Genomic DNA, 20,307 nt, shown 5'->3' with positions numbered 1-20,307 from the left:
GGTTCCGCTTTCAACTTCGTCCTCGAGGGCATACGGTTATGCATCGCCGCTCTGTGAAAGACTGCAGTGCTGTGGTCACGGCCCGACCGTGGCGAACAACCGTGCCTACCGAGAGGAACAACCCGGCGATGGAGCTTGGAAGCCTGAAGTTTCGTGTCTCCCGGGAAGAATTCGCTGATTCAGTGGCATGGGTCGCTCGCAGTCTGCCGTCGCGGCCTCCTGTCCCCGTTCTCGGCGGTGTTCTCCTGGACGCGACCGAGCAAGGGTTGACGGTTTCCGGATTCGACTACGAGGTATCGGCCCAGGTCCGGGTCGCAGCCGAGGTCGGTAGCGCCGGTCAGGTCCTCGTCTCCGGCAAGCTTCTCGCCGACATCACGAAGTCGCTTCCCAACAAGCCGGTCGACGTGACTCTCGAAGGCACCCGCGTGCTGATCACGTGCGGAAGCGCCAAGTTCTCCCTGCCCACCATGCCGGTCGAGGACTATCCCCAGCTTCCGCAGTTGCCGCAGCAGACCGGCTCCATTCCCGCCGACGTCTTCTCCGAAGCGATCAGTCAGGTGGCTGTCGCAGCGGGCAAGGACGACACCCTGCCGATGCTCACCGGCATCCGTGTCGAGATCGAACGCAACGCGATCGTGCTCGCCGCCACCGACCGGTTCCGTCTCGCGGTCCGTGAACTCGAGTGGTCGCCGGCGAACCCCGACACCACCGCGGCCGTCCTCATCCCCGCGAAGACGCTCTCCGAATCGGCGAAAACGCTTGCAGGAGATGCTACTTCGCCGGTCGAGCTGGCACTCGGTTCGGGTTCGGCGGTCGGAAACGACGGCCTCCTCGGCATCGTCAACGACGGTCGCCGCACCACCACCCGACTGCTGGACGCGGAGTTCCCGAAGTTCCGGCAGCTGCTGCCGTCCGAGCACACGGCACTTGCCACCGTGGAGATCGCTCCGCTCGTCGAGGCCATCAAGCGTGTGGCCCTCGTCGCCGAGCGTGGCGCGCAGGTTCGCCTGCAGTTCTCCACCGAGGGGCTTCTCCTCTCCGCAGGCGGCGACGATGCAGGTCGCGCCGAGGAAGGGTTGAACGCGGTCTTCCAGGGTGAGCCGCTCACCATCGCCTTCAACCCCGGCTACCTGATCGACGGCCTGTCTTCGCTGCACAGCGAGCAGGTGCTGTTCGGCTTCACGACCCCCAGCCGCCCCGCGGTGCTGCGTCCGGCCACCGAGGACGAGATCGAGCCCGACGATTCGGGTAACTTCGCGGCGCCGGAGAGCGCGTATACCTACCTGCTGATGCCGGTGCGTCTCCCGGGCTGACGGTTTCGCGGAAGCGAAATCAGTACTGCCGAACGAAATCTCACGAGTGGACGGAGATCACGATGCAGATCGGGTTGGTCGGGCTCGGAAAGATGGGATTCAACATGCGCGAGCGGTTGCGCGCGCACGGGCACGAGGTGGTCGGTTACGACCCACGCCCCGAGGTCACGGATGTGGCGTCGCTGGCGGAACTCGCTCAGCGACTCGAGTCTCCGCGAGTCGTGTGGGTGATGGTTCCTGCGGGAAGGATCACCCAGGACACGGTGACCGAGCTGTCGTCGGTGCTCGAGACCGGTGACCTGGTGATCGACGGCGGCAACTCGAGATACACCGACGACAAAATTCACGGCGAACTGCTGGGTTCCCACGGGATCGGCTACCTCGACTGCGGTGTGTCCGGCGGGGTGTGGGGACTCGAGAACGGCTACGGGCTGATGGTCGGCGGATCGGAGGCGGACGTCGAGCGGGCGCTGCCGATCTTCGACGCCCTGCGCCCAGAGGGTGAGCGTGCGGACGGCTTCGTTCACGCCGGCCCGATCGGTGCCGGGCACTACGCGAAGATGATCCACAACGGCATCGAGTACGGACTGATGCAGGCGTACGCCGAGGGTTACGAACTGCTCGAGGCGGAAGACCTCGTCACGGACGTCCACGGAGTGCTGCGCGCATGGACCAAGGGCACGGTCGTCCGGTCGTGGCTGCTGGAGCTGCTCGTCAAGGCATTGGGTGAGGATCCCGATTTCGCCGAGATCTCCGGCTACACAGATGATTCGGGTGAGGGCCGCTGGACTGTGCTCGAGGCGATCGACCACGCCGTGCCCGCACCGGTGATCTCGGCCGCGTTGTTCGCGCGGTTCGCGTCCCGTCAGGACGATTCCCCCGCGATGAAGGCCGTCTCGGCGCTGCGCAACCAGTTCGGTGGTCACGCCGTGAAGAAGGCGGCAGGCGAGGCAGAAGCCGGTTCTGGAACGTAGGTGTTCGTTCGCGCACTCTCGCTCAGAGACTTCCGTTCCTGGGACGCCCTCGGCCTCACCCTGCGTCCGGGCTGCACCGTCTTCGTCGGACCCAACGGTCACGGCAAGACGAACGTCCTCGAGGCGCTCGGCTACCTGTCCACCCTGTCGTCTCATCGGGTCAGCTCGGACGCCCCGCTGATCCGGACGGGTACCGGGCAGGCATTCGCCGGGGCGACCGTCGTCAACACCGGCCGGGAACTGACCGTCGATCTCGAGTTGAACGAGGGCAAGTCCAACCGGGCGCGGATCAACCAGTCACCAACCCGGCGGCCGCGGGAGATTCTCGGAATTCTGCAGACGGTGCTGTTCGCGCCGGAGGATCTGTCGCTGGTCCGCGGGGATCCGGGGGATCGGCGGCGCTACCTCGACGAGCTCCTCACCTCCCGTATCCCGCGGATGGCGGCGGTGCGCTCCGATTACGACCGGGTGCTGCGGCAGAGGTCAGCGCTGCTCAAGACGGCAGGCGGCGCATTGCGACGGGTGTCGCGCGGCAGCGGCCAGACGAGCGAGGACGGCGCGAGTGCCCTTGCGACGCTGGAGGTCTGGGACGGACATCTCGCCGCACACGGCGCGCAGCTGCTCGCCGGGCGGCTTCACCTCGTCCACGATCTCGCTCCGCACCTGGCCGAGTCGTACCAATCGCTGGCGCCGGAGTCGAGGCCCGCGAGCATCCGCTACCGCTCGAGTCTGGGCTCCTCCCTGCCGCCGGAATTCACCGAACCGGCTCGAGTGCCCGAGGCGGGCGATATCGCGTTTCTCGAGGAGCGGTTCCTCCAGGAGCTGTCCGTGATGCGCTCCAAGGAGATCGAGCGGGGTGTGTGTCTCGTCGGACCGCATCGTGACGATCTCGAACTACAGCTCGGCGACACCCCGGCGAAGGGATTCGCGAGTCACGGTGAGTCGTGGTCGTTCGCGCTGTCGTTGCGGCTGGCCGGATTTGCACTGCTGCGTTCGGACGGCAGCGATCCCGTCCTCATGCTCGACGACGTGTTCGCCGAACTCGACCGTCGTCGACGGCGGGCACTCGCCAAGGTCGCGTCGGACGCGGAACAGGTGCTGATCACGGCGGCGGTGCCGGAAGATGTTCCGGAGGAACTCGACGCCGTCCGATTCGGTGTGGAGGCCCGCGACACCGATCGAGGACGGATCTCGCACATCGTGGAAGAGACGGAGGACCGCCGTGATGGATGAGCCCGAACCCACCGCACCTGCTGCGGCCCCCGAACCGGAGGTGAAGGGAATCGATCTCGCCCGCCGCGCCCTCGAGGAGGCGCGTGCCGCGGCGAAGGCGAGCGGAAAATCCGTCGGGCAGGGCCGCCGATCCGGAACCGGTGTCCGGGCCCTGCGCGCCCGGCGTCGACGCGGATGGTCGGGTCCCGGGCCGGACGACCGCGACCCGCAGCCGTTCGGTGCGCTGACCAACGCGATCGCGAAACAACGCGGCTGGTCGCCCAAGGTGTCGGAGGGAACGGTCCTCGGTCGGTGGGTACAGGTGGTCGGTGAGGACATCGCCGCGCACGCCGAACCGACCGGGCTGCGGGACGGGATTCTCAGCGTCTCCGCGGAGTCGACGGCCTGGGCGACGCAGCTGCGGATGATGCAGTCGCAAATTCTCGCGAAGATCGCCGCGGCCGTCGGCGACGGTGTCGTGAAGTCGTTGCGGATCACCGGTCCGACCGCTCCGAGCTGGCGAAAAGGGGAACGGCACATCCGGGGGCGCGGCCCCCGGGACACCTACGGATAGGCCGGAGCGGACGTTCGGTTCCTGGTTTTGTCTATTACCCGGTGTTACAGTTACTCCAAGTTTTCGAGTGAACTGTGCCACAGGCCTTCGTCGTGGCGCAGCCGCCGGCACGAAGGAGTAATGAGATGTCCGCCCCGACTGCACCCCGGAACGCGATCCCCGAACCGGACCACATCCTGTTGCAGGCCAGGAACGTGGAGTTCGACTGGTCGAACCTCCCCATGCACTGGATCCCGGGCGACCCGTTCAGCACGCACGTCCTCAACGTCCTGCACCTACTCCTGCCCGCCGGCGAGGAATGGTTCGTCGAGACGTTCAAAGAGGCACTGCCGCTGATCGAGGACGAGCAGCTCCGCGACGACGTCGTCGGGTTCATCGGCCAGGAGGCGATGCACGCCAACGCCCACACCGGCGTGCTGGGGCACCTGAAGGTGAAGGGCCTCGACCCGACGCCCTTCACCGAGCAGATGGAATGGACGTTCTCCAAGATCCTCGGACCGCGACCGCTCACCGGTCTGCGCGAGAAGAACTACCTGATCGAGCGGCTGGCGGTCATCGCCGCCATCGAGCACATCACCGCGTTCCTCGGCGACTGGGTGCTCAACGCCGAGGGGCTCGACCGCGCCGGGATGCATCCGACGATGCTCGACCTGCTGCGCTGGCACGGCGCCGAGGAGGTGGAGCATCGCTCCGTGGCGTACGACGTCATGCGGTACTTCGACAAGCGTGAGTCCCGGCGGATCCGCACCCAGGTGATCGTCACCCCGGTCATCGTGTGGCTGTGGGTGCGCGGCACCCGATTCCTCATGCGGAACGATCCGGAGCTCGCCCAGTGGTCGGCGCACCGGCGTAAGCCGCACCTGACGGATTTCTTCGCGGCAGGCAAGCGCGGCACCCTCCCGACGGCCCGGGAACTCGGCAAGCGGATGTCGACGTACTTCACGCGTTCGTACCACCCGAGCAACGAGGGTTCGACGGCACAGGCCGTGAAGTACCTGGCGTCCTCGCCCGCGGCTCAGGCGGCCGAGCGATGAAGCTGTCGCAGGTGCGGGAGGTGCTCACCGGGCAGGGCCTGCCCCGCCACGACGCTCCCCCGGACATCAAGGGGCGACCGCGCCCCGACCGCGCCATGCGCATCACCGAGGCCGTTGCTGCCAAGTATCTCCGTGTTCTCACCGCGTACGAATACGACCCGGGCGTCGCCGGTCACAACCCGGACGTGGCGATGAAAATGGTTGTTTCCCAACGGGATGTCGTCGCGCTGGACGAGAACGTCGTGCAATTGCGGTTCGAGGCCGAGGACGGTGCGGAACTCCCTGCGTGGCAGCCGGGTTCGCACCTCGACTTCCATCTGCCGTCCGGGCTGCGACGTCAGTACTCGCTGTGCGGCGACCCGTCCGATCGCACGGGCTACAGTATCGCCGTCCGCCGGATCCCCGACGGTGGTGGTGGATCCCTCGAGATGCACGCGCTCGAACCGGGTGCTCCGGTGACGGTTCGCGGCCCCCGCAACGGGTTTCCGTTCGTCGGCGAGGGGAGTGCGCTCTTCGTCGCCGGCGGCATCGGTATCACGCCGATCCTCGCGATGGTCCGGGCGGCGCGCGATCTCGGCATGGACTGGCAGTTCGTGTACTCCGGCCGCTCACGGGAATCGATGCCGTTCCTCGACGAGATCGAAACGTTCGATCGGTCACGGGTTTTCATCCGTCCCGACGACGAGTTCGGGCTGCCGACCGCCGAAGAGTTGCTGGAGCGCGCCGCACCGGGCGGTGCCGTCTACTGCTGCGGTCCGACGCCGATGCTGGAGTCGGTACGCCGTGCATTCCCCGGAAGCCCGGCCACCGCATTGCATTTCGAACGATTCGGGGCACCGCCGGTGCTCGACGGCACCGAGTTCGAAGTGCAGCTCCTCAGCACGGGTGAGGTGCTCACCGTGCCCGCCGACGAATCCGCGCTGACCGTGATCAAGAAGACGATGCCCGGAGTGGGGTATTCGTGCCAGCAGGGATTCTGCGGCACCTGCCGGGTGAAGGTGCTGTCCGGCACCCCGGATCACCGCGAGACGCGGCTCACCGACGCCGAGCAGGAGAACGAGATGCTGATCTGCGTGTCCCGCGCCGACAGCGGCCGTCTCGTCCTCGATCTGTAGTTCCCACCGTCGATCCCATACCCGATCCCGCACGACCAGAGGACCCACCATGACTCCATCCGCATCCGGTACCGCCCGGCGGATCACCAACGGTTCCGTCCAACTCGCTGTGTTCGAGGAGGGCAACCCCGACGGCGAGACGATCGTGCTGGTGCACGGCTGGCCCGACACCCACGACCTGTGGAGCCGGGTGGTGCCGTTCCTGACGGAGCGGTTCCATGTGGTCAGTTACGACAGCCGCGGCGCAGGCCGGAGCACCGTGCCCACCAGGGTCGAGGACTACCGGCTGCCGGCCCTGGCCGGCGACCTGTTCGCGGTGATCGACGCCGTGAGCCCGGGCCGGCCCGTGCACGTCCTGGCGCACGACTGGGGATCGGTGGAGGCATGGGAGGCGGTGTGCGAACCGGGAGCCCGCGCGCGGATCGCGTCGTTCACCTCGGTCTCGGGACCCAACCTCGATCACCTCGGCAAGTGGATGCGCCGTCGCCTCTCGGACCGCAGCTTCGGGGGGCCGCTCGCGCAGGCCGTCGCGTCCGGGTACACCGTCCTGTTCCAGATTCCGGGCCTGGCGACGCTGCCGCTGCGGCTGTGGTTCTCCCGGCACTGGCCTGCGTTCCTGAAGTTCTTCGACCGCCTCGACCCCACGCTGGTGCGTCCGGCGCCGACGCTGGCGAACGACATGGTGAACGGTCTCAAGCTGTACCGCGCCAACATCCGGACGAGTCTGCTGAGGCCGCGCGAGCGGTACACCGACGTCCCCGTCCAGCTGATCCTGAACAAGAACGACAAGGCGGTGCGGCCCGTCGGCTACGAGGACACCGAGAAATGGGCGCCCGACCTGCGCCGTCGAGAGGTGGATGCCGGGCACTGGTCGCCGATCTCCCACGCCGAGGACGTCGCGCAACTCGCCGCGGAATTCGTGCTGGACGTCGAGGACCGGCAGCGGGCCGAACTCTCGGACGGCCCGTCCGAAAGCGCTTCGGCGTAGGTTTTCACTCCCGAGACGCCCTGAAAATTCGTCTACGGGGCGCTCAGGGGTGTCATAGCCCGCTCCTGGGCCAGACGTACCAGTAAGATGGCCGAGGTAACTAGCGGCAAGATTCCCGATTCTCGTCTCCCGCGTGCCCGACCAGGGCGGTGGGCGCCTGCGTCGGGCATTGGACGGAGAAGGAGAGCTACCCACCCGTGGCTGCCCAGAAGTCAGACAAAAGCACCTCCAGCAAGGACTACGGCGCTTCTTCCATCACCGTCCTCGAGGGACTCGAAGCCGTTCGTAAGCGACCGGGTATGTACATCGGTTCCACCGGTGAACGCGGTCTCCACCATTTGATCTGGGAAGTCGTCGACAACTCCGTCGACGAGGCGATGGCCGGCCACGCCAGCAAGGTCGAGATCACCCTTCTCGAAGACGGTGGCGTCAAGGTCGTCGACGACGGTCGAGGCATCCCCGTCGGGATGCACGCCTCCGGTGTCCCCACCGTCGAGGTCGTCCTCACCCAGCTCCACGCCGGCGGCAAGTTCGACTCGGACTCCTACGCCGTGTCCGGCGGTCTGCACGGTGTCGGTATCTCCGTCGTCAACGCGCTGTCCACCAGGCTCGACGTCGACATCAAGCGCGACGGCTTCCAGTGGAACCAGACGTACACCGACTCGAAGCCGGGTGAACTCGTCAAGGGTGAGGCCACCAAGGAGACGGGCACCACGGTCACGTTCTGGGCCGACCCGAACATCTTCGAGACCACGGTCTACAGCTTCGAGACGGTCGCGCGCCGCCTCCAGGAGATGGCCTTCCTCAACAAGGGCCTGACCATCACCCTCACCGACGAGCGCGTCAGCGACGCCGAGGTCACCGAAGAGGTCGTCAGCCAGGTCGCCGACGCGCCGAAGACCGCCGAGGACGAGTCGGCCGAGGCGGATGCGCCTGCCGTGCACAAGGTGAAGACCCGCGTCTACCACTACCCGGGCGGCCTCGAGGACTACGTGCGGCACATCAACCGCACGAAGCAGCCGATCCACAATTCCGTCGTCGGTTTCACCGCGAAGGGCACCGGCCACGAACTCGAGATCGCGATGCAGTGGAACTCCGGCTACTCGGAGTCGGTCCACACGTTCGCGAACACCATCAACACCCACGAGGGCGGTACCCACGAAGAGGGCTTCCGGTCCGCTCTGACGGCGACGGTCAACAAGTACGCGCTCGACAAGAAGCTCCTCAAGGAGAAGGACCCGAAGCTCACCGGAGACGACATCCGGGAGGGTCTCGCGGCGATCATCTCCGTGAAGGTTGGTGAACCGCAGTTCGAGGGTCAGACGAAGACGAAGCTCGGTAACACCGAGGTCCGGTCGTTCGTCCAGAAGGCGAGCAACGAGCACCTGTCGCACTGGTTCGAAGCGAATCCGGCCGACGCGAAGACCATCGTGAACAAGGCGGTGTCGTCGGCACAGGCCCGCGTCGCCGCCCGCAAGGCCCGCGAACTGGTGCGCCGCAAGAGCGCCACCGACCTCGGCGGTCTGCCGGGCAAGCTCGCCGACTGCCGATCCAACGATCCGAGCAAGTCCGAGATCTACATCGTGGAGGGCGACTCCGCAGGCGGCTCGGCCAAGTCCGGCCGCGACTCGATGTACCAGGCGATCCTGCCGCTGCGCGGAAAGATCATCAACGTCGAGAAGGCACGCATCGACCGTGTGCTGAAGAACACGGAAGTCCAGTCGATCATCACCGCGTTCGGCACGGGCATCCACGACGAGTTCGACATCGCCAAGCTGCGGTACCACAAGATCGTGCTGATGGCCGACGCCGACGTCGACGGCCAGCACATCGCAACGCTGCTGCTCACGCTGCTGTTCCGCTTCATGCGGCCGCTCGTCGAGCACGGTCACGTCTACCTGGCGCAGCCCCCGCTGTACAAGCTGAAGTGGCAGCGCAGCGACCCGGAGTTCGCGTACTCCGACCGCGAGCGCGACGTCCTGGTCAAGGCGGGCCTCGAGTCCGGCAAGAAGATCAACAAGGACGACGGCATCCAGCGTTACAAAGGTCTCGGCGAGATGAACGCCAAGGAACTGTGGGAGACCACGATGGATCCGACGGTGCGCGTCCTGCGTCTGGTGACGCTCGACGACGCGGCCGCAGCCGACGAGCTGTTCAGCGTTCTCATGGGTGAGGACGTCGAGGCCCGGCGTAGCTTCATCACCCGCAACGCCAAGGACGTCCGCTTCCTCGACGTCTAGGTATCCGGCACAAGAGATTACGGATGTCATGCAGCCACCGGCGGTCGGAAGACCCCGGTGGCTGCACCCGTCTGGGCCGGTTGCGGGACCGGGTCACGCAGAAATCCGTCCTCGACTGTGAACCGCGATTCTGTGTAGCCTGGTCCGCTGATCCACCCCGCGACGGCAACGTCTGGGATCGGTGGTGCGCATGTTACTTAGAAGTAAGGATCGGGGAATTTCTGTGGTAAGAACGTTCCCCATGGGGATGTGATGAACTCGTTACATTCGGAAATCGGTGCGTCGGGCAGCGCTGCGCACAGCGCAACTGATCGATCACTTTCCTCTGTCGACGCGTGTCGTCCGGGCCGGTACGACTGTCCCGCCGCAGACGCGGTCACGAGCACAGAGCGACAAGCTATGAGTGGTTGGAAAGGAAGCGTGGGATGAGCGACGATTCGCCGCCCCGGGCAAAGTTCTGGGATATCGAGGGCTGGGGCCTGCGGTGGAAGGTCACCGCGGTTCTCGCAGTTCCCGTCACCGTCGCCATGGTGCTCGGCGGGCTCCGTGTGCAGGGCGAGCTGAGTAACGCCGTCCACTTCACCGAGGCGGCCGACCAGATCGTCGTCGTCCCGGACATCGTGGCCCTCGAAGCCTCGATGGGTACCGTGACCAGTGGTTACGCCTCGGGCACCCTCACCAAGCAGGACCGCGGGGACGCGGAAGCCCTGATGAACGACGTGTCCGAGCAGGCCCGGAACCCCGAACTGGATCCCGCCGTCGCGAGTTCAATCAACCAGACCGTCTCGGACGGCCGCGCCCTCCTGAATCTGATGGATTCCCCAGGTGTCGCCACCGACCTGCTCGCGGAACGCCAGCGCGCGTTCGCCGCGGACTTCATCCGCGAAGTGGACGACATCGTCCGTCCCATCGAAGACAGCGAAGTCGTCGACAAGGGTTACCAGCTGACCAACGCGTGGCAGGCGCAGCGGCGACTGTTCGAACAGGCCATGGGCCTCGTGATCGTGAAGGACGTCTACGCCGGTCCCGACGGACGGGAGAAGGCCCGCACGGGCGACATTCCCACCTCGGCCGTCGTCGCGGCCGCCGGCGCCGAATCGAGCCTCCTCGACGTCCTCGACCGGTACTACCCCAAGGGGGATGCCCGTCTCGAGACGCTGCGAAACAACATCAACGACCGCAACGCCCTCATCGACCAGGGCCTGGCGGACGCGGCGCGCGGCGGGATGCTGCCCATCCTGCAGCTGCGCTCCTCGCTCATCGCGAGCCGTGACGTCTACCAGGAGCTGACCAGCGAAGCGGCGAAGGACATCGCGTCCACCGTGCAGGTCCGCGCAGCCGAGACCCGGTCCGCCGCGCTGCGTGACACGGCGATCGTCCTCGGAACCCTGCTCGCCGCCCTCGTCCTCGCGCTCCTCGTGTCGCGGTCGCTGATCGGTCCGATCCGCCGCCTGCGGTACGGCGCGCTGAAGGCTGCTCGCCGCGACCTCCCGGAGGCGATCGAGCAGATCAAGGCCAGTGACGATCCGCGGGCACTGTCGTTCGAGCCGGTGGCCGTGCACTCCTCCGAGGAGATCGGCCAGCTCGCCCGCGCCGTGGACGACATCCACGGACAGGCACTCAAGCTCGCCGGCGAGCAGGCGCAACTGCGCCTGCAGATCAACGACATGTTCGAAACGCTCGCGCGCCGAAGCAAGTCCCTCGTCGACCAGCAGCTCGGCCTGATCGAGAATCTCGAGTTCGAGGAGAAGGACCCGAAGCGGCTCGAGAGCCTGTTCCGGCTCGACCACCTGGCCGCGCGTATGCGCCGGAACGGTGAGAACCTGCTGATTCTCGCCGGCACCCGGGTGCGTCGTTCGCAGGCAGCGCCGATCCCGCTGGGTGACGTGCTGCGTGCCGCGATCTCCGAGGTCGAGGACTACCAGCGTGTCCAGATGGGCGCGACCCCCGAAGGCGCGCTCAGCGGCACCGTCGTCACGGACGTCGTGCACCTGCTCGCCGAACTCGTCGACAACTCGCTGCGCGCTTCGCCGCCCGACACGGTGGTGACGTTCAGCTTCGCTCGCGCCGTCGACGGCGGGGTGCTCCTCGAGATCGCGGACCGCGGCATCGGTATCCCGTCCGACGACATGCGCGCCGTCAACGAACGCCTGGCGTCGGGTGGTGAGGTCGGTCCGGAGACGGCCCGCCACATGGGTCTGTTCGTCGTGAGCCGGCTCGCGAAGCGTCACGGTCTGACCGTTCGCCTGCGGTCGACGTTCGACACCGCCCGGAACCCGGGTGTGACCGTGAGCATCCACATCCCGAATGCGCTGATCGTGTCGCAGGCCGCCCGGCAGGACACGGGACCGCAGCGGAAGATCCCCGCGGCACCGGTCCGGACCGCCATCCCCGCACCCGCGGCCCCGGCGCAGCGCAAGGACAACGGACAGCAGCAGCCGGCGACCCGCAACGGACTGCCGACGCGCACCCCGTCCACGCCCCCGCCCGCACCGAGCCCGGCACCTGCGGGCGCGGTGACGACGGCGTCGGGCACGAGCCTGCCCCGACGTCAGCCCGGTGCCAGTGGCATCGCGGCCGGCGCGGGATCGGCGGCCGGTGCCCCGGCCGCGCAGTCCCAGGACACTGTCAACGTCCGGGGATCCGGGGCGATGCCGAAGCTGCCCGTGCGGCGGCCGCAGGCGGCGCCCGCGGAGACCGCACCGGCGGAATCGCAGCCGCAGCACGCACCGCACGCACCCCGTAGCGAGAACCGTAGTGAGAACCGGACCGCGGAACAGCCGGCGCCCCCGTCGTCGAACGGCGACGACCAGGCACCGGTCCGGCACCGCTACCGCACCAACTCGGCGAAGACCGCGTCGTTCTTCCAGTCGCGGATCGATCCGCCACTGGCCGAGGCCACACCCCGGCCCGGCGGCGGCACCCCGATCTTCTCCGACATGGTGTCCGACTGGCTGACCGATCCGACCGGCGCCGAAGGCGCACCCGGCGTCTGGCATTCCGCCGGCGACGCCGGATGGTCCGCCGCGGAACGGGTCAGCGAGACTCCCGTCGAGGTCGACCCGGAGATCGGACTGCCCAAGCGGCGTCCCGGCGACCGACTGGTTCCCGGCACGGTCGAAGGCGCGCACAATACGGGGACACTGCGCCGGGTGCGTGACCCTGAGACAATTCGCGCCAATCTCAGTCGTCACCAGCAGGGCGTCCGAAACGGCAGGGCCACGAGGCTCGCGGAACGTAACAGCATTGAAGGAGACCGATGAACACCGCTCATGGATCCGACGTCACGCGACCGCTCGACTGGTTGGTGTCGAACTTCGCCAGTGACGTGCCCGGTGTCTCCCACGCCGTGCTCGTGTCCGCGGACGGTCTCCTGATGGCAGCCAGCGCCCATCTCCCGATCGACCGGGCCGAGCAGCTGGCCGCGGTCACGTCGGGGCTGGCCAGCCTGTCGGCCGGTGTGTCCCGGTTGTTCGAGGGCGGCGGGGTGCTGCAGTCGGTGGTCGAGATGCAGCACGGGTATCTGCTGCTCATGAGCGTCGGTGACGGCTCGCATCTGGCGACCCTCACGGACGCCGAGTGCGACATCGGACAGGTCGGCTACGAGATGGCGATCCTGGTCGACCGCGTCGGCGCATCGGTGCAGGCCACGGCCCGCACTCCGCAGGGTCTCTGACCAGCCCATGCCCATGAACGACCACCACTCGGAGCAGCCGGGCCCGAACATCGTGCGCCCGTACTCGCTGACGTCGGGCCGGACCCGGCCTGCGGTCGAGCTCGCGCTCGAAGCGTTGATTCAGGCACTGCCGCAGTCGGTGGACCGGCAGTGGGAACTCGACGACGTCAACGCGGCGATCGTCGCGTTGTGCCAGCAGTCGCCTTCGGTCGCCGAGATCGCCGCCCGGGTGGGCGTACCCCTCGGAGTGGCACGCGTCCTGGTCGCCGACCTGGTCGAGGCCGGTCATCTCCAGATCCTGGCCACCCTGAAGGAAGACTCGACCGACTCCGAACGTCGTGAACTCATCGAAAGGGTCCTCAGTGGACTTCGCGAAATCTGATCCCCGCAATCGGGTGACCTCGACCAAGATCGTGATCGCCGGCGGGTTCGGCGTCGGCAAGACCACGCTGGTGGGGGCTGTCTCCGAGATCGTCCCGCTGCGCACCGAGGCGCTCGTGACCAACGCCAGCGACGGCGTCGACAACCTGGCTGCGACACCGCAGAAGGGCACGACCACCGTCGCCATGGACTTCGGTCGCATCAGCCTGGCCGACGACCTGGTGCTGTACCTGTTCGGTACCCCCGGTCAGCACAGGTTCTGGTTCATGTGGGACGACCTGATCCGCGGTGCGATCGGCGCGATCGTCCTGATCGACACCCGCCGGTTGGACGAGAGCTTCGCGGCGGTTGACTTCTTCGAGGCCCGGCAACTGCCGTTCCTCGTCGCGATCAACGAATTCGACGACGCCCCGCGCTACCCCATCGAGGACATCCGCGCGGCCCTCGCGATCTCCGAGGACGTGCCGATCATCCCGATCGACGCGCGTGACCGGGAATCGGCGAAACGCGCCCTGGTCGCGATCACCGAATACGCACTGACCAAGCTCCACACGGCCGCGTACTGAGGATTCGAAACATGTCGGACGAGTTGCAGCACTTCTCCATGGGGACGTGGATCGTCGCCCTCGCCGCGGTCACGTCGTTCATCGGCGTGTTCGTCGGTATCGCCAGCGCCCGCAAGGCGGTGACCGCGCCGAACCCGAGGCAGCGGTACCTCTGGCTGGCCTGGGGCGCGTTGTCCATCGGCGGCATCGGCGCCTGGCTGCCGCACTACATCGCGATGGTCGGGTTCGAGGTCTACGGCAGCGTGGTGCGCTACGACGTCCTGTGGATCGCGGTCTCGTTCGTGGTGCCCGTGGCGGCCGCCGCGGTGGCGTTGCTGATCATCAGCCCGCCGCCGACGAAACACCGGCTGCCGAGCGCGTCGGTGGAGATCGGCCGCCTCGCCGGCGGTGCGGTGCTCCTCGGCGTCGGCTTCACCGGAATGGACCTCGCCATCGTCTCGTCCCTCGAGATCCAGGGTTCGGTGGACACCGACATCCTGCTGACGGCGGCGTCGGCTGTGATCGGCCTGGTCGTCGGCGCCGGAATCATGTGGTCGATCTCCGCCCTCGAGTCCCGCACGCTGCGACTCGTGGCGTCGGTGGTCGTTGCGGCCGGACTGGTGGCCATGCACTACACCGGCGTGTTCGGGCTGAGCGTCACCGTCGACCCCGCCGTGGCGCGCCCGGACGGGCTCGAGGTGTTCTCGATCCTGTTCCCCGTCTTCGTGCTGGGCATGCTCGTGGTCACGATCCCGATCACCGCCCTGCTGATGGCGCCCGACCGCGTGGCCGCCGAGCTGGAACTCGAGGCCGACATGCTCGCCGCCGAATCCCTCGCCGCCGAAACCCAGGGCAGGGAGCTCGAACTCCAGTAGATCGGACGACTCCTGCGGCACCGATTCATGAGCGCACCCGAGTCCTTCACCCTCACAGCTGACCTGCACCTATAGACTCGGGTGGTTGCGCGACGTCGTGCAGGACCGCGAGTCCGCGAGGAGACGTCAAGCCGAGTAGAAGAAGGAGCTCATGACTGACACAACGTTGCCGCCGGAGGGACCGGGGCACGACCGCATCGAGCCCGTCGACATTCAGCAGGAGATGCAGAGCAGCTACATCGATTACGCGATGAGCGTGATCGTGGGTCGTGCGCTGCCCGACGTGCGCGACGGCCTCAAGCCGGTGCACCGCCGCGTTCTGTACGCGATGTACGACAACGGTTACCGGCCCGATCGCGGTTATGTGAAGTCTGCGCGACCGGTCGCCGAGACGATGGGCAACTACCACCCCCACGGTGACGCCTCGATCTACGACACGCTCGTCCGCATGGCCCAGCCGTGGTCGCTGCGGTACCCGCTCGTCGACGGCCAGGGCAACTTCGGTTCCCGCGGCAACGACGGCGCCGCCGCCATGCGATACACCGAGTGCAGGCTCACTCCGCTGGCCATGGAAATGCTGCGTGAGATCGACCACGAGACGGTCGATTTCACCCCGAACTACGACGGTCGTACACAGGAACCGTCAGTTCTCCCCAGCCGTATCCCCAACCTGTTGATCAATGGTTCCGGCGGCATCGCCGTCGGTATGGCCACCAACATCCCGCCGCACAACCTGCGCGAGGTCGCCGAGGCCATCTACTGGGCGCTGGAGAACTGGGAAGCCGACGAGGAGTCCACCCTCACCGCGGTCATGGAACGTGTGAAGGGACCCGACTTTCCGACGCACGGCCTGATCGTCGGAGGCCAGGGCATCCACGACGCCTACACCACCGGACGCGGTTCGGTCCGCATGCGCGGTGTGGTGGAGATCGAGGAGGACGCCAAGGGGCGCACCACGATCGTCATCACCGAACTGCCGTACCAGGTGAACCCGGACAACCTGATCACGTCGATCGCCGAGCAGGTGCGCGACGCGAAGATCGCCGGCATCTCCGACATCCACGACGAGTCCTCGGACCGGGCGGGTATGCGCATCGTCGTCACCGTCAAGCGTGACGCGGTCGCGAAGGTCGTGCTCAACAACCTGTACAAGCACACCCAGCTGCAGACCAGTTTCGGCTGCAACATGCTGTCCATCGTCGACGGCGTGCCGCGCACCCTGCGTCTCGACCAGATGATCCGGCTCTACGTCGCCCACCAGGTCGAGGTCATCCGCAGGCGCACCGAGTACCTGCTCCGCAAGGCCGAGGAACGCGCTCACATCCTGCGCGGACTGGTCAAGGCCCTCGACGCCCTCGACGAGGTCATCGCGCTGATCCGGGCGTCGCAGACCGTCGACATCGCGCGGGCCGGCCTGATCGAGCTCCTCACTGTCGACGAGATCCAGGCCGACGCGATCCTCGCGATGCAGCTGCGCCGCCTCGCCGCCCTCGAGCGTCAGAAGATCATCGACGAACTCGCCGAGATCGAGCGGGAGATCGCCGACCTCAAGGACATCCTCGAGAAGCCCGAGCGTCAGCGCCGGATCGTCCGCGACGAGCTCAAGGAGATCGTCGACAAGCACGGCGACGACCGCCGCACCCGCATCATCGCGGCCGACGGCGACGTGGCCGACGAGGATCTGATCGCCCGCGAGGACGTCGTCGTCACGATCACCGAGACCGGCTACGCCAAGCGCACCAAGACCGACCTGTACCGCTCGCAGAAGCGCGGCGGCAAGGGCGTGCAGGGCGCCGGGCTGAAGCAGGACGACATCGTCTCCCACTTCTTCGTCAGCTCCACTCACGACTGGCTGCTGTTCTTCACCACGAAGGGCCGCGTGTACCGGGCCAAGGCGTACGAGCTGCCGGAGGCGAGCCGCACGGCCCGCGGACAGCACGTGGCGAACCTGCTCGCGTTCCAGCCCGACGAGCGCATCCAGAGCGTCATCCAGATCAAGACGTACGAGGACGCGCCCTACCTGGTTCTCGCCACCCGCAACGGTCTGGTGAAGAAGTCCAAGCTCACCGACTTCGACTCGAACCGCAGCGGCGGCATCGTCGCCATCAACCTGCGCGGCGAGGACGAACTGGTCGGGGCGGTGCTCTGCTCCTCCGACGATGACCTGCTGCTCGTCTCCGCGCAGGGACAGTCGATCCGCTTCTCCGCCACCGACGAGGCGCTGCGTCCGATGGGCCGAGCCACGTCCGGTGTCCAGGGCATGCGGTTCAACGGCGACGACGAACTGCTGTCGCTGAACGTCGTGCGCGAAGGCACCTATCTGCTGGTGGCGACGTCGGGTGGCTACTCGAAGCGCACCGGCATGGAGGACTACCCGGTCCAGGGTCGCGGCGGAAAGGGTGTACTCACGATTCAATACGACAGGAAACGTGGCACCCTGGTCGGAGCGCTCATCGTGAACGACGACGACGAGCTCTACGCGATCACGTCGGGCGGTGGCGTCATCCGCACCGCCGCCAAGCAGGTCCGCAAGGCCGGTCGGCAGACCAAGGGCGTTCGTTTGATGAACCTCGGGGAAGGCGACACCCTGCTCGCGATCGCGCGCAATGCCGACGAACCCGATGAACCCGACGACAACGCCGAGAGCAGCGGCAAAGGAGCTAAGGAGTCCTAGTGAGCACTCCCAACCAGCCAGGCAGTGACCGGCAGAACCCGGGTTCCGCCAATCAGGCGAAATCCGAGCAGCAGGCCTCCCGCACTCCCGAGAACGGGTCGGCGCGACCGAACCCGCAGCCGGGTTCCGCGCCGCAGGGGCCGCAGGCGTCCGCCGGTCGTGGTCCCGCTCAGGCGGGGCCGGCTGCCCGGCCGGGCGGTGCTCCCGACGCGAGACCGGATCGGCAGGCTCCGGCCGATCCGGCCCGGTCGCCGTCGACGCCCCAGCATCAGGGTCCGCGTACGCAGACCCCGCAGGGGCGGTCCGTGCCGCCGCAGCAGGGTCACGCTCCGAATCAGCAGGCTCCCGGGCATCAGGGCCCGCCTCAGCAGGCGCCCGGCAACCGGGCTCCCGCGGGCGGTGCTCCCACCGAGTCCATCCGGGGAAATCAGGCTCCGCCGTGGCAGCGGGGAATGCAGCGAGAGCCGCAGACCAACCTGAAGCGTCCCGTGCAGGGCGGGGCCGGTGCCAAGCAGGCTCCGCGCCCGGAGGGCCAGCCGAGCGCGGCCAACGGCTCGGGTGCCGCGGCAGCGAAGGCTCCCGGAAGCCAGGACGTCCAGAAGCCGCAGACCGCTCCGACGCAGAAGACGCAGGCGCCGGGTCAGCGACCCCAGGGCGCGCAGAACTCGGGTGCTCCTACCCAGGCGGTGCCCACACAGAAGGCGCCCGCGCTGAATCCGTCGTCGCCGGCGAAGGGTCAGCCCGCACCCAAGCAGGGGTCCGATCGCACACCGTCCTCGACTGCGGCCACGGCAGCGGTCGGTGCGGTGTCCGGTGCAGCCGCGGCCGGTGCCGTGGGTCAGCGGGAGGCCGCGAAGGCGAAGGCGTCCGCGATCGACGGACCCACCCGGCACATCAACCGGGACGTGCTCCCCAAGGACATGCCGGATCTGTCCGAGGCCAAGCACCCCTTGCCCGGGGCGGCGACGGCCACGGGTCAGCAGCCGAAGATCGCCGTGGCTCCGCAGCGGGTCGAGGAGGGTGAGGCTCTCCGGGCGACGGTGCAGGTCCGCAAGATCGATCCGTGGTCGACGCTGAAGATCTCGTCCGTCATCTCGGTGTCGCTGTTCTTCGTGTGGATGGTGGCCGTCGGTCTGCTGTACGTCGTCCTGGACGGGATGGGCGTGTGGGACCGGCTGAACAACGCATTCACCGATATCGTCGCCGAGTCGAGCTCTGACGGGCTCGTGACGGCCGGGCAGGTCTTCGGATACGCCGCCGTCATCGGTCTCGCGAACATGGTGTTGTTCACCGCACTGGCGACGATCGGCGCGTTCATCTACAACCTGTGTTCCGATCTCGTCGGGGGCGTCGAAGTGACGCTCGCCGACCGGGACTGAACGCGGAAAACGACGGGGGCTGAGCTGGGAAAAGAGCGTCTCGCCGGACCGGTTTTGGTAGTTGCCGGTCCGGTGGGGTAATCTTCCGACTCGGTTCAGGGAACTGCGCGAGATGAGTTTCCAGACTTCAGGGGCCTATAGCTCAGGCGGTTAGAGCGCTTCGCTGATAACGAAGAGGTCGGAGGTTCAAGTCCTCCTAGGCCCACTCCTGGTGCCGGTGAAAGGTCATTCGCATGAAGGTCCTCCTGTTCGTGGGAGCCGGAGTGCTGGTGGCAATCGGACTGACCAAGTTGCTTCGCGGCAACGAGGTGTGGCACGAGGTAACGGGGCCTTAGCTCAGTTGGTAGAGCGCTGCCTTTGCAAGGCAGATGTCAGGAGTTCGAATCTCCTAGGCTCCACAAGTACGAATACAGAACAGTGTGCCCCGGATTCGGAAGAGTCCGGGGCACACTGCTGTGCGAGGCTGGAACGGGTGAGGTTACCCTTACTTCATGACCGCACTCGATCCCGGAGCCCGTGAACGCCTCGACCCGCGCAGCCGCGTCGCATCCCACCACCGGACCGGCGAGGGAACCGCACGAATCGGCTACCCGATCGGAGTCCGCACGGTCACGGTCCGTGCACGCGAGTACGTCACACCCCGCATGCTGCGTCTGACGATCGGGGGCCCCGGCCTCGACGGGTTCCACACCTATCAGGCCGACGATCACGTCAAGATCGTGTTCCCCGATCCGGACGGGACCCGCCGCGTTCCGGTGGTGAATGACGCGATGATGCTCGACTGGCCGCGACCGCTCCCGACCACGCGGAAATACACCGTCCGCCGCTACGACGCCGACACCCGCGAACTCGACCTGGACTTCGTGCTGCACGACGGTGGTCTCGCATCGTCCTGGGCGACGACGGTCGCGATCGGCGACGACGTGACCATCGCCGGACCGCCCGGTGCGAAGGCATTCGCCCACAATTTCGACCACTACGTCTTCGCGGTCGATTCCACTGCGCTTCCGGCGGTCGCGCGGTGGCTCGAGGAGTCCCCCGCGGACGTCTCGGCGCACGTCGTCATCGAGACCGACGACGACGTCGAGCACGGCTACCCGCTGGCCGTGCGCGAGAACCTGGACGTCACGTGGCTCGTCCGCGACGGCAGCGAGTCCGCCCTGGCGTCGACGGTGCAGTCGCTCGCGCTGCCCGACGGCCGCTCGTTCCTGTTCGCGGCAGGAGAGGCGAATGACATCAAGCCTCTGCGCGCGTGGAGCCGGGACCGGATGGATTCGCTGTTCACCGGATACTGGAAACGCGGAGTCGCGGGGCTGGACGACTGACC

Annotated in this window: 16 protein-coding genes and 2 tRNA genes; all 18 read left to right on the top strand. The window is 67.2% G+C overall.

Annotated features, from left to right (window positions below; genetic code table 11):
- The first annotated feature begins 128 nt into the window (after positions 1-128).
- Complete coding sequence (gene dnaN, locus OYT95_RS19095) at positions 129-1,313, top strand: DNA polymerase III subunit beta (protein WP_005249107.1); 1,185 nt, start codon at positions 129-131, stop codon at positions 1,311-1,313.
- A gap of 62 nt (positions 1,314-1,375) precedes the next feature.
- The gene (gnd, locus tag OYT95_RS19090) at positions 1,376-2,287 is read left to right on the top strand and encodes a phosphogluconate dehydrogenase (NAD(+)-dependent, decarboxylating) (RefSeq protein WP_268788684.1); all 912 of its coding nucleotides are present in this window, start codon (positions 1,376-1,378) and stop codon (positions 2,285-2,287) included.
- A complete protein-coding gene (gene recF / locus OYT95_RS19085) occupies positions 2,288-3,520 on the top strand; it encodes a DNA replication/repair protein RecF (RefSeq protein WP_268788683.1) in 1,233 nt (410 codons plus the stop codon).
- Positions 3,510-4,073 carry a DUF721 family protein gene (locus OYT95_RS19080; RefSeq protein WP_328286502.1) on the top strand — a complete coding sequence of 188 codons (564 nt, stop codon included), beginning with the start codon at positions 3,510-3,512 and terminating at the stop codon, positions 4,071-4,073. The genes recF and OYT95_RS19080 overlap by 11 nt, the downstream gene beginning before the upstream one ends.
- 125 nt (positions 4,074-4,198) lie before the next feature.
- Entirely contained in the window at positions 4,199-5,107 is a 909-nt protein-coding gene (locus tag OYT95_RS19075; protein ID WP_268788681.1) for a metal-dependent hydrolase, read from the top strand.
- Positions 5,104-6,222, top strand: a complete 1,119-nt coding sequence (locus OYT95_RS19070; RefSeq protein ID WP_112300302.1) for a PDR/VanB family oxidoreductase — start codon at positions 5,104-5,106, stop codon at positions 6,220-6,222. Before OYT95_RS19075 ends, OYT95_RS19070 begins: the two co-directional genes overlap by 4 nt.
- A gap of 49 nt (positions 6,223-6,271) precedes the next feature.
- The gene (locus OYT95_RS19065) at positions 6,272-7,210 is read left to right on the top strand and encodes an alpha/beta fold hydrolase (RefSeq protein ID WP_112300303.1); all 939 of its coding nucleotides are present in this window, start codon (positions 6,272-6,274) and stop codon (positions 7,208-7,210) included.
- Between the two features lie 197 nt (positions 7,211-7,407).
- Positions 7,408-9,450, top strand: a complete 2,043-nt coding sequence (gene gyrB / locus OYT95_RS19060) for a DNA topoisomerase (ATP-hydrolyzing) subunit B (RefSeq protein ID WP_037234957.1) — start codon at positions 7,408-7,410, stop codon at positions 9,448-9,450.
- A gap of 425 nt (positions 9,451-9,875) precedes the next feature.
- Positions 9,876-12,713, top strand: coding sequence for a sensor histidine kinase (locus tag OYT95_RS19055; RefSeq protein ID WP_268788680.1), 2,838 nt, complete (start codon positions 9,876-9,878; stop codon positions 12,711-12,713).
- The gene (locus OYT95_RS19050) at positions 12,710-13,126 is read left to right on the top strand and encodes a roadblock/LC7 domain-containing protein (protein WP_005249096.1); all 417 of its coding nucleotides are present in this window, start codon (positions 12,710-12,712) and stop codon (positions 13,124-13,126) included. The genes OYT95_RS19055 and OYT95_RS19050 overlap by 4 nt, the downstream gene beginning before the upstream one ends.
- A gap of 7 nt (positions 13,127-13,133) precedes the next feature.
- Positions 13,134-13,508, top strand: a complete 375-nt coding sequence (locus OYT95_RS19045; protein WP_005249095.1) for a DUF742 domain-containing protein — start codon at positions 13,134-13,136, stop codon at positions 13,506-13,508.
- 13 nt (positions 13,509-13,521) lie between these two features.
- Positions 13,522-14,073, top strand: coding sequence for a GTP-binding protein (locus OYT95_RS19040; protein ID WP_005249094.1), 552 nt, complete (start codon positions 13,522-13,524; stop codon positions 14,071-14,073).
- Positions 14,074-14,084: 11 nt separating this feature from the next.
- Positions 14,085-14,927 (top strand): MHYT domain-containing protein, encoded by an 843-nt coding sequence (locus OYT95_RS19035; protein WP_037234962.1) that lies wholly within the window; start codon positions 14,085-14,087, stop codon positions 14,925-14,927.
- 151 nt (positions 14,928-15,078) lie between these two features.
- Positions 15,079-17,601, top strand: coding sequence for a DNA gyrase subunit A (gyrA, locus tag OYT95_RS19030; RefSeq protein WP_005249092.1), 2,523 nt, complete (start codon positions 15,079-15,081; stop codon positions 17,599-17,601).
- Positions 17,601-18,980: a DUF3566 domain-containing protein gene (locus OYT95_RS19025; RefSeq protein WP_268788679.1), complete on the top strand. Its 1,380-nt coding sequence runs from the start codon at positions 17,601-17,603 to the stop codon at positions 18,978-18,980. The genes gyrA and OYT95_RS19025 overlap by 1 nt, the downstream gene beginning before the upstream one ends.
- 131 nt (positions 18,981-19,111) lie before the next feature.
- Positions 19,112-19,185: transfer RNA gene (locus OYT95_RS19020), tRNA-Ile, on the top strand.
- Between the two features lie 120 nt (positions 19,186-19,305).
- Positions 19,306-19,378: transfer RNA gene (locus OYT95_RS19015), tRNA-Ala, on the top strand.
- A 93-nt stretch (positions 19,379-19,471) separates the two neighbouring features.
- Positions 19,472-20,305, top strand: a complete 834-nt coding sequence (locus OYT95_RS19010; RefSeq protein ID WP_268788678.1) for a siderophore-interacting protein — start codon at positions 19,472-19,474, stop codon at positions 20,303-20,305.
- Positions 20,306-20,307: the final 2 nt, after the last annotated feature.

This window comes from Rhodococcus sp. JS3073 (assembly GCF_026810085.1).
In the GTDB taxonomy this organism is placed as follows: domain Bacteria; phylum Actinomycetota; class Actinomycetes; order Mycobacteriales; family Mycobacteriaceae; genus Rhodococcus_F; species Rhodococcus_F wratislaviensis.
The sequence above is the reverse complement of the archived record's forward strand: the minus strand, read 5'-3'. Positions and strand labels throughout refer to the sequence as shown.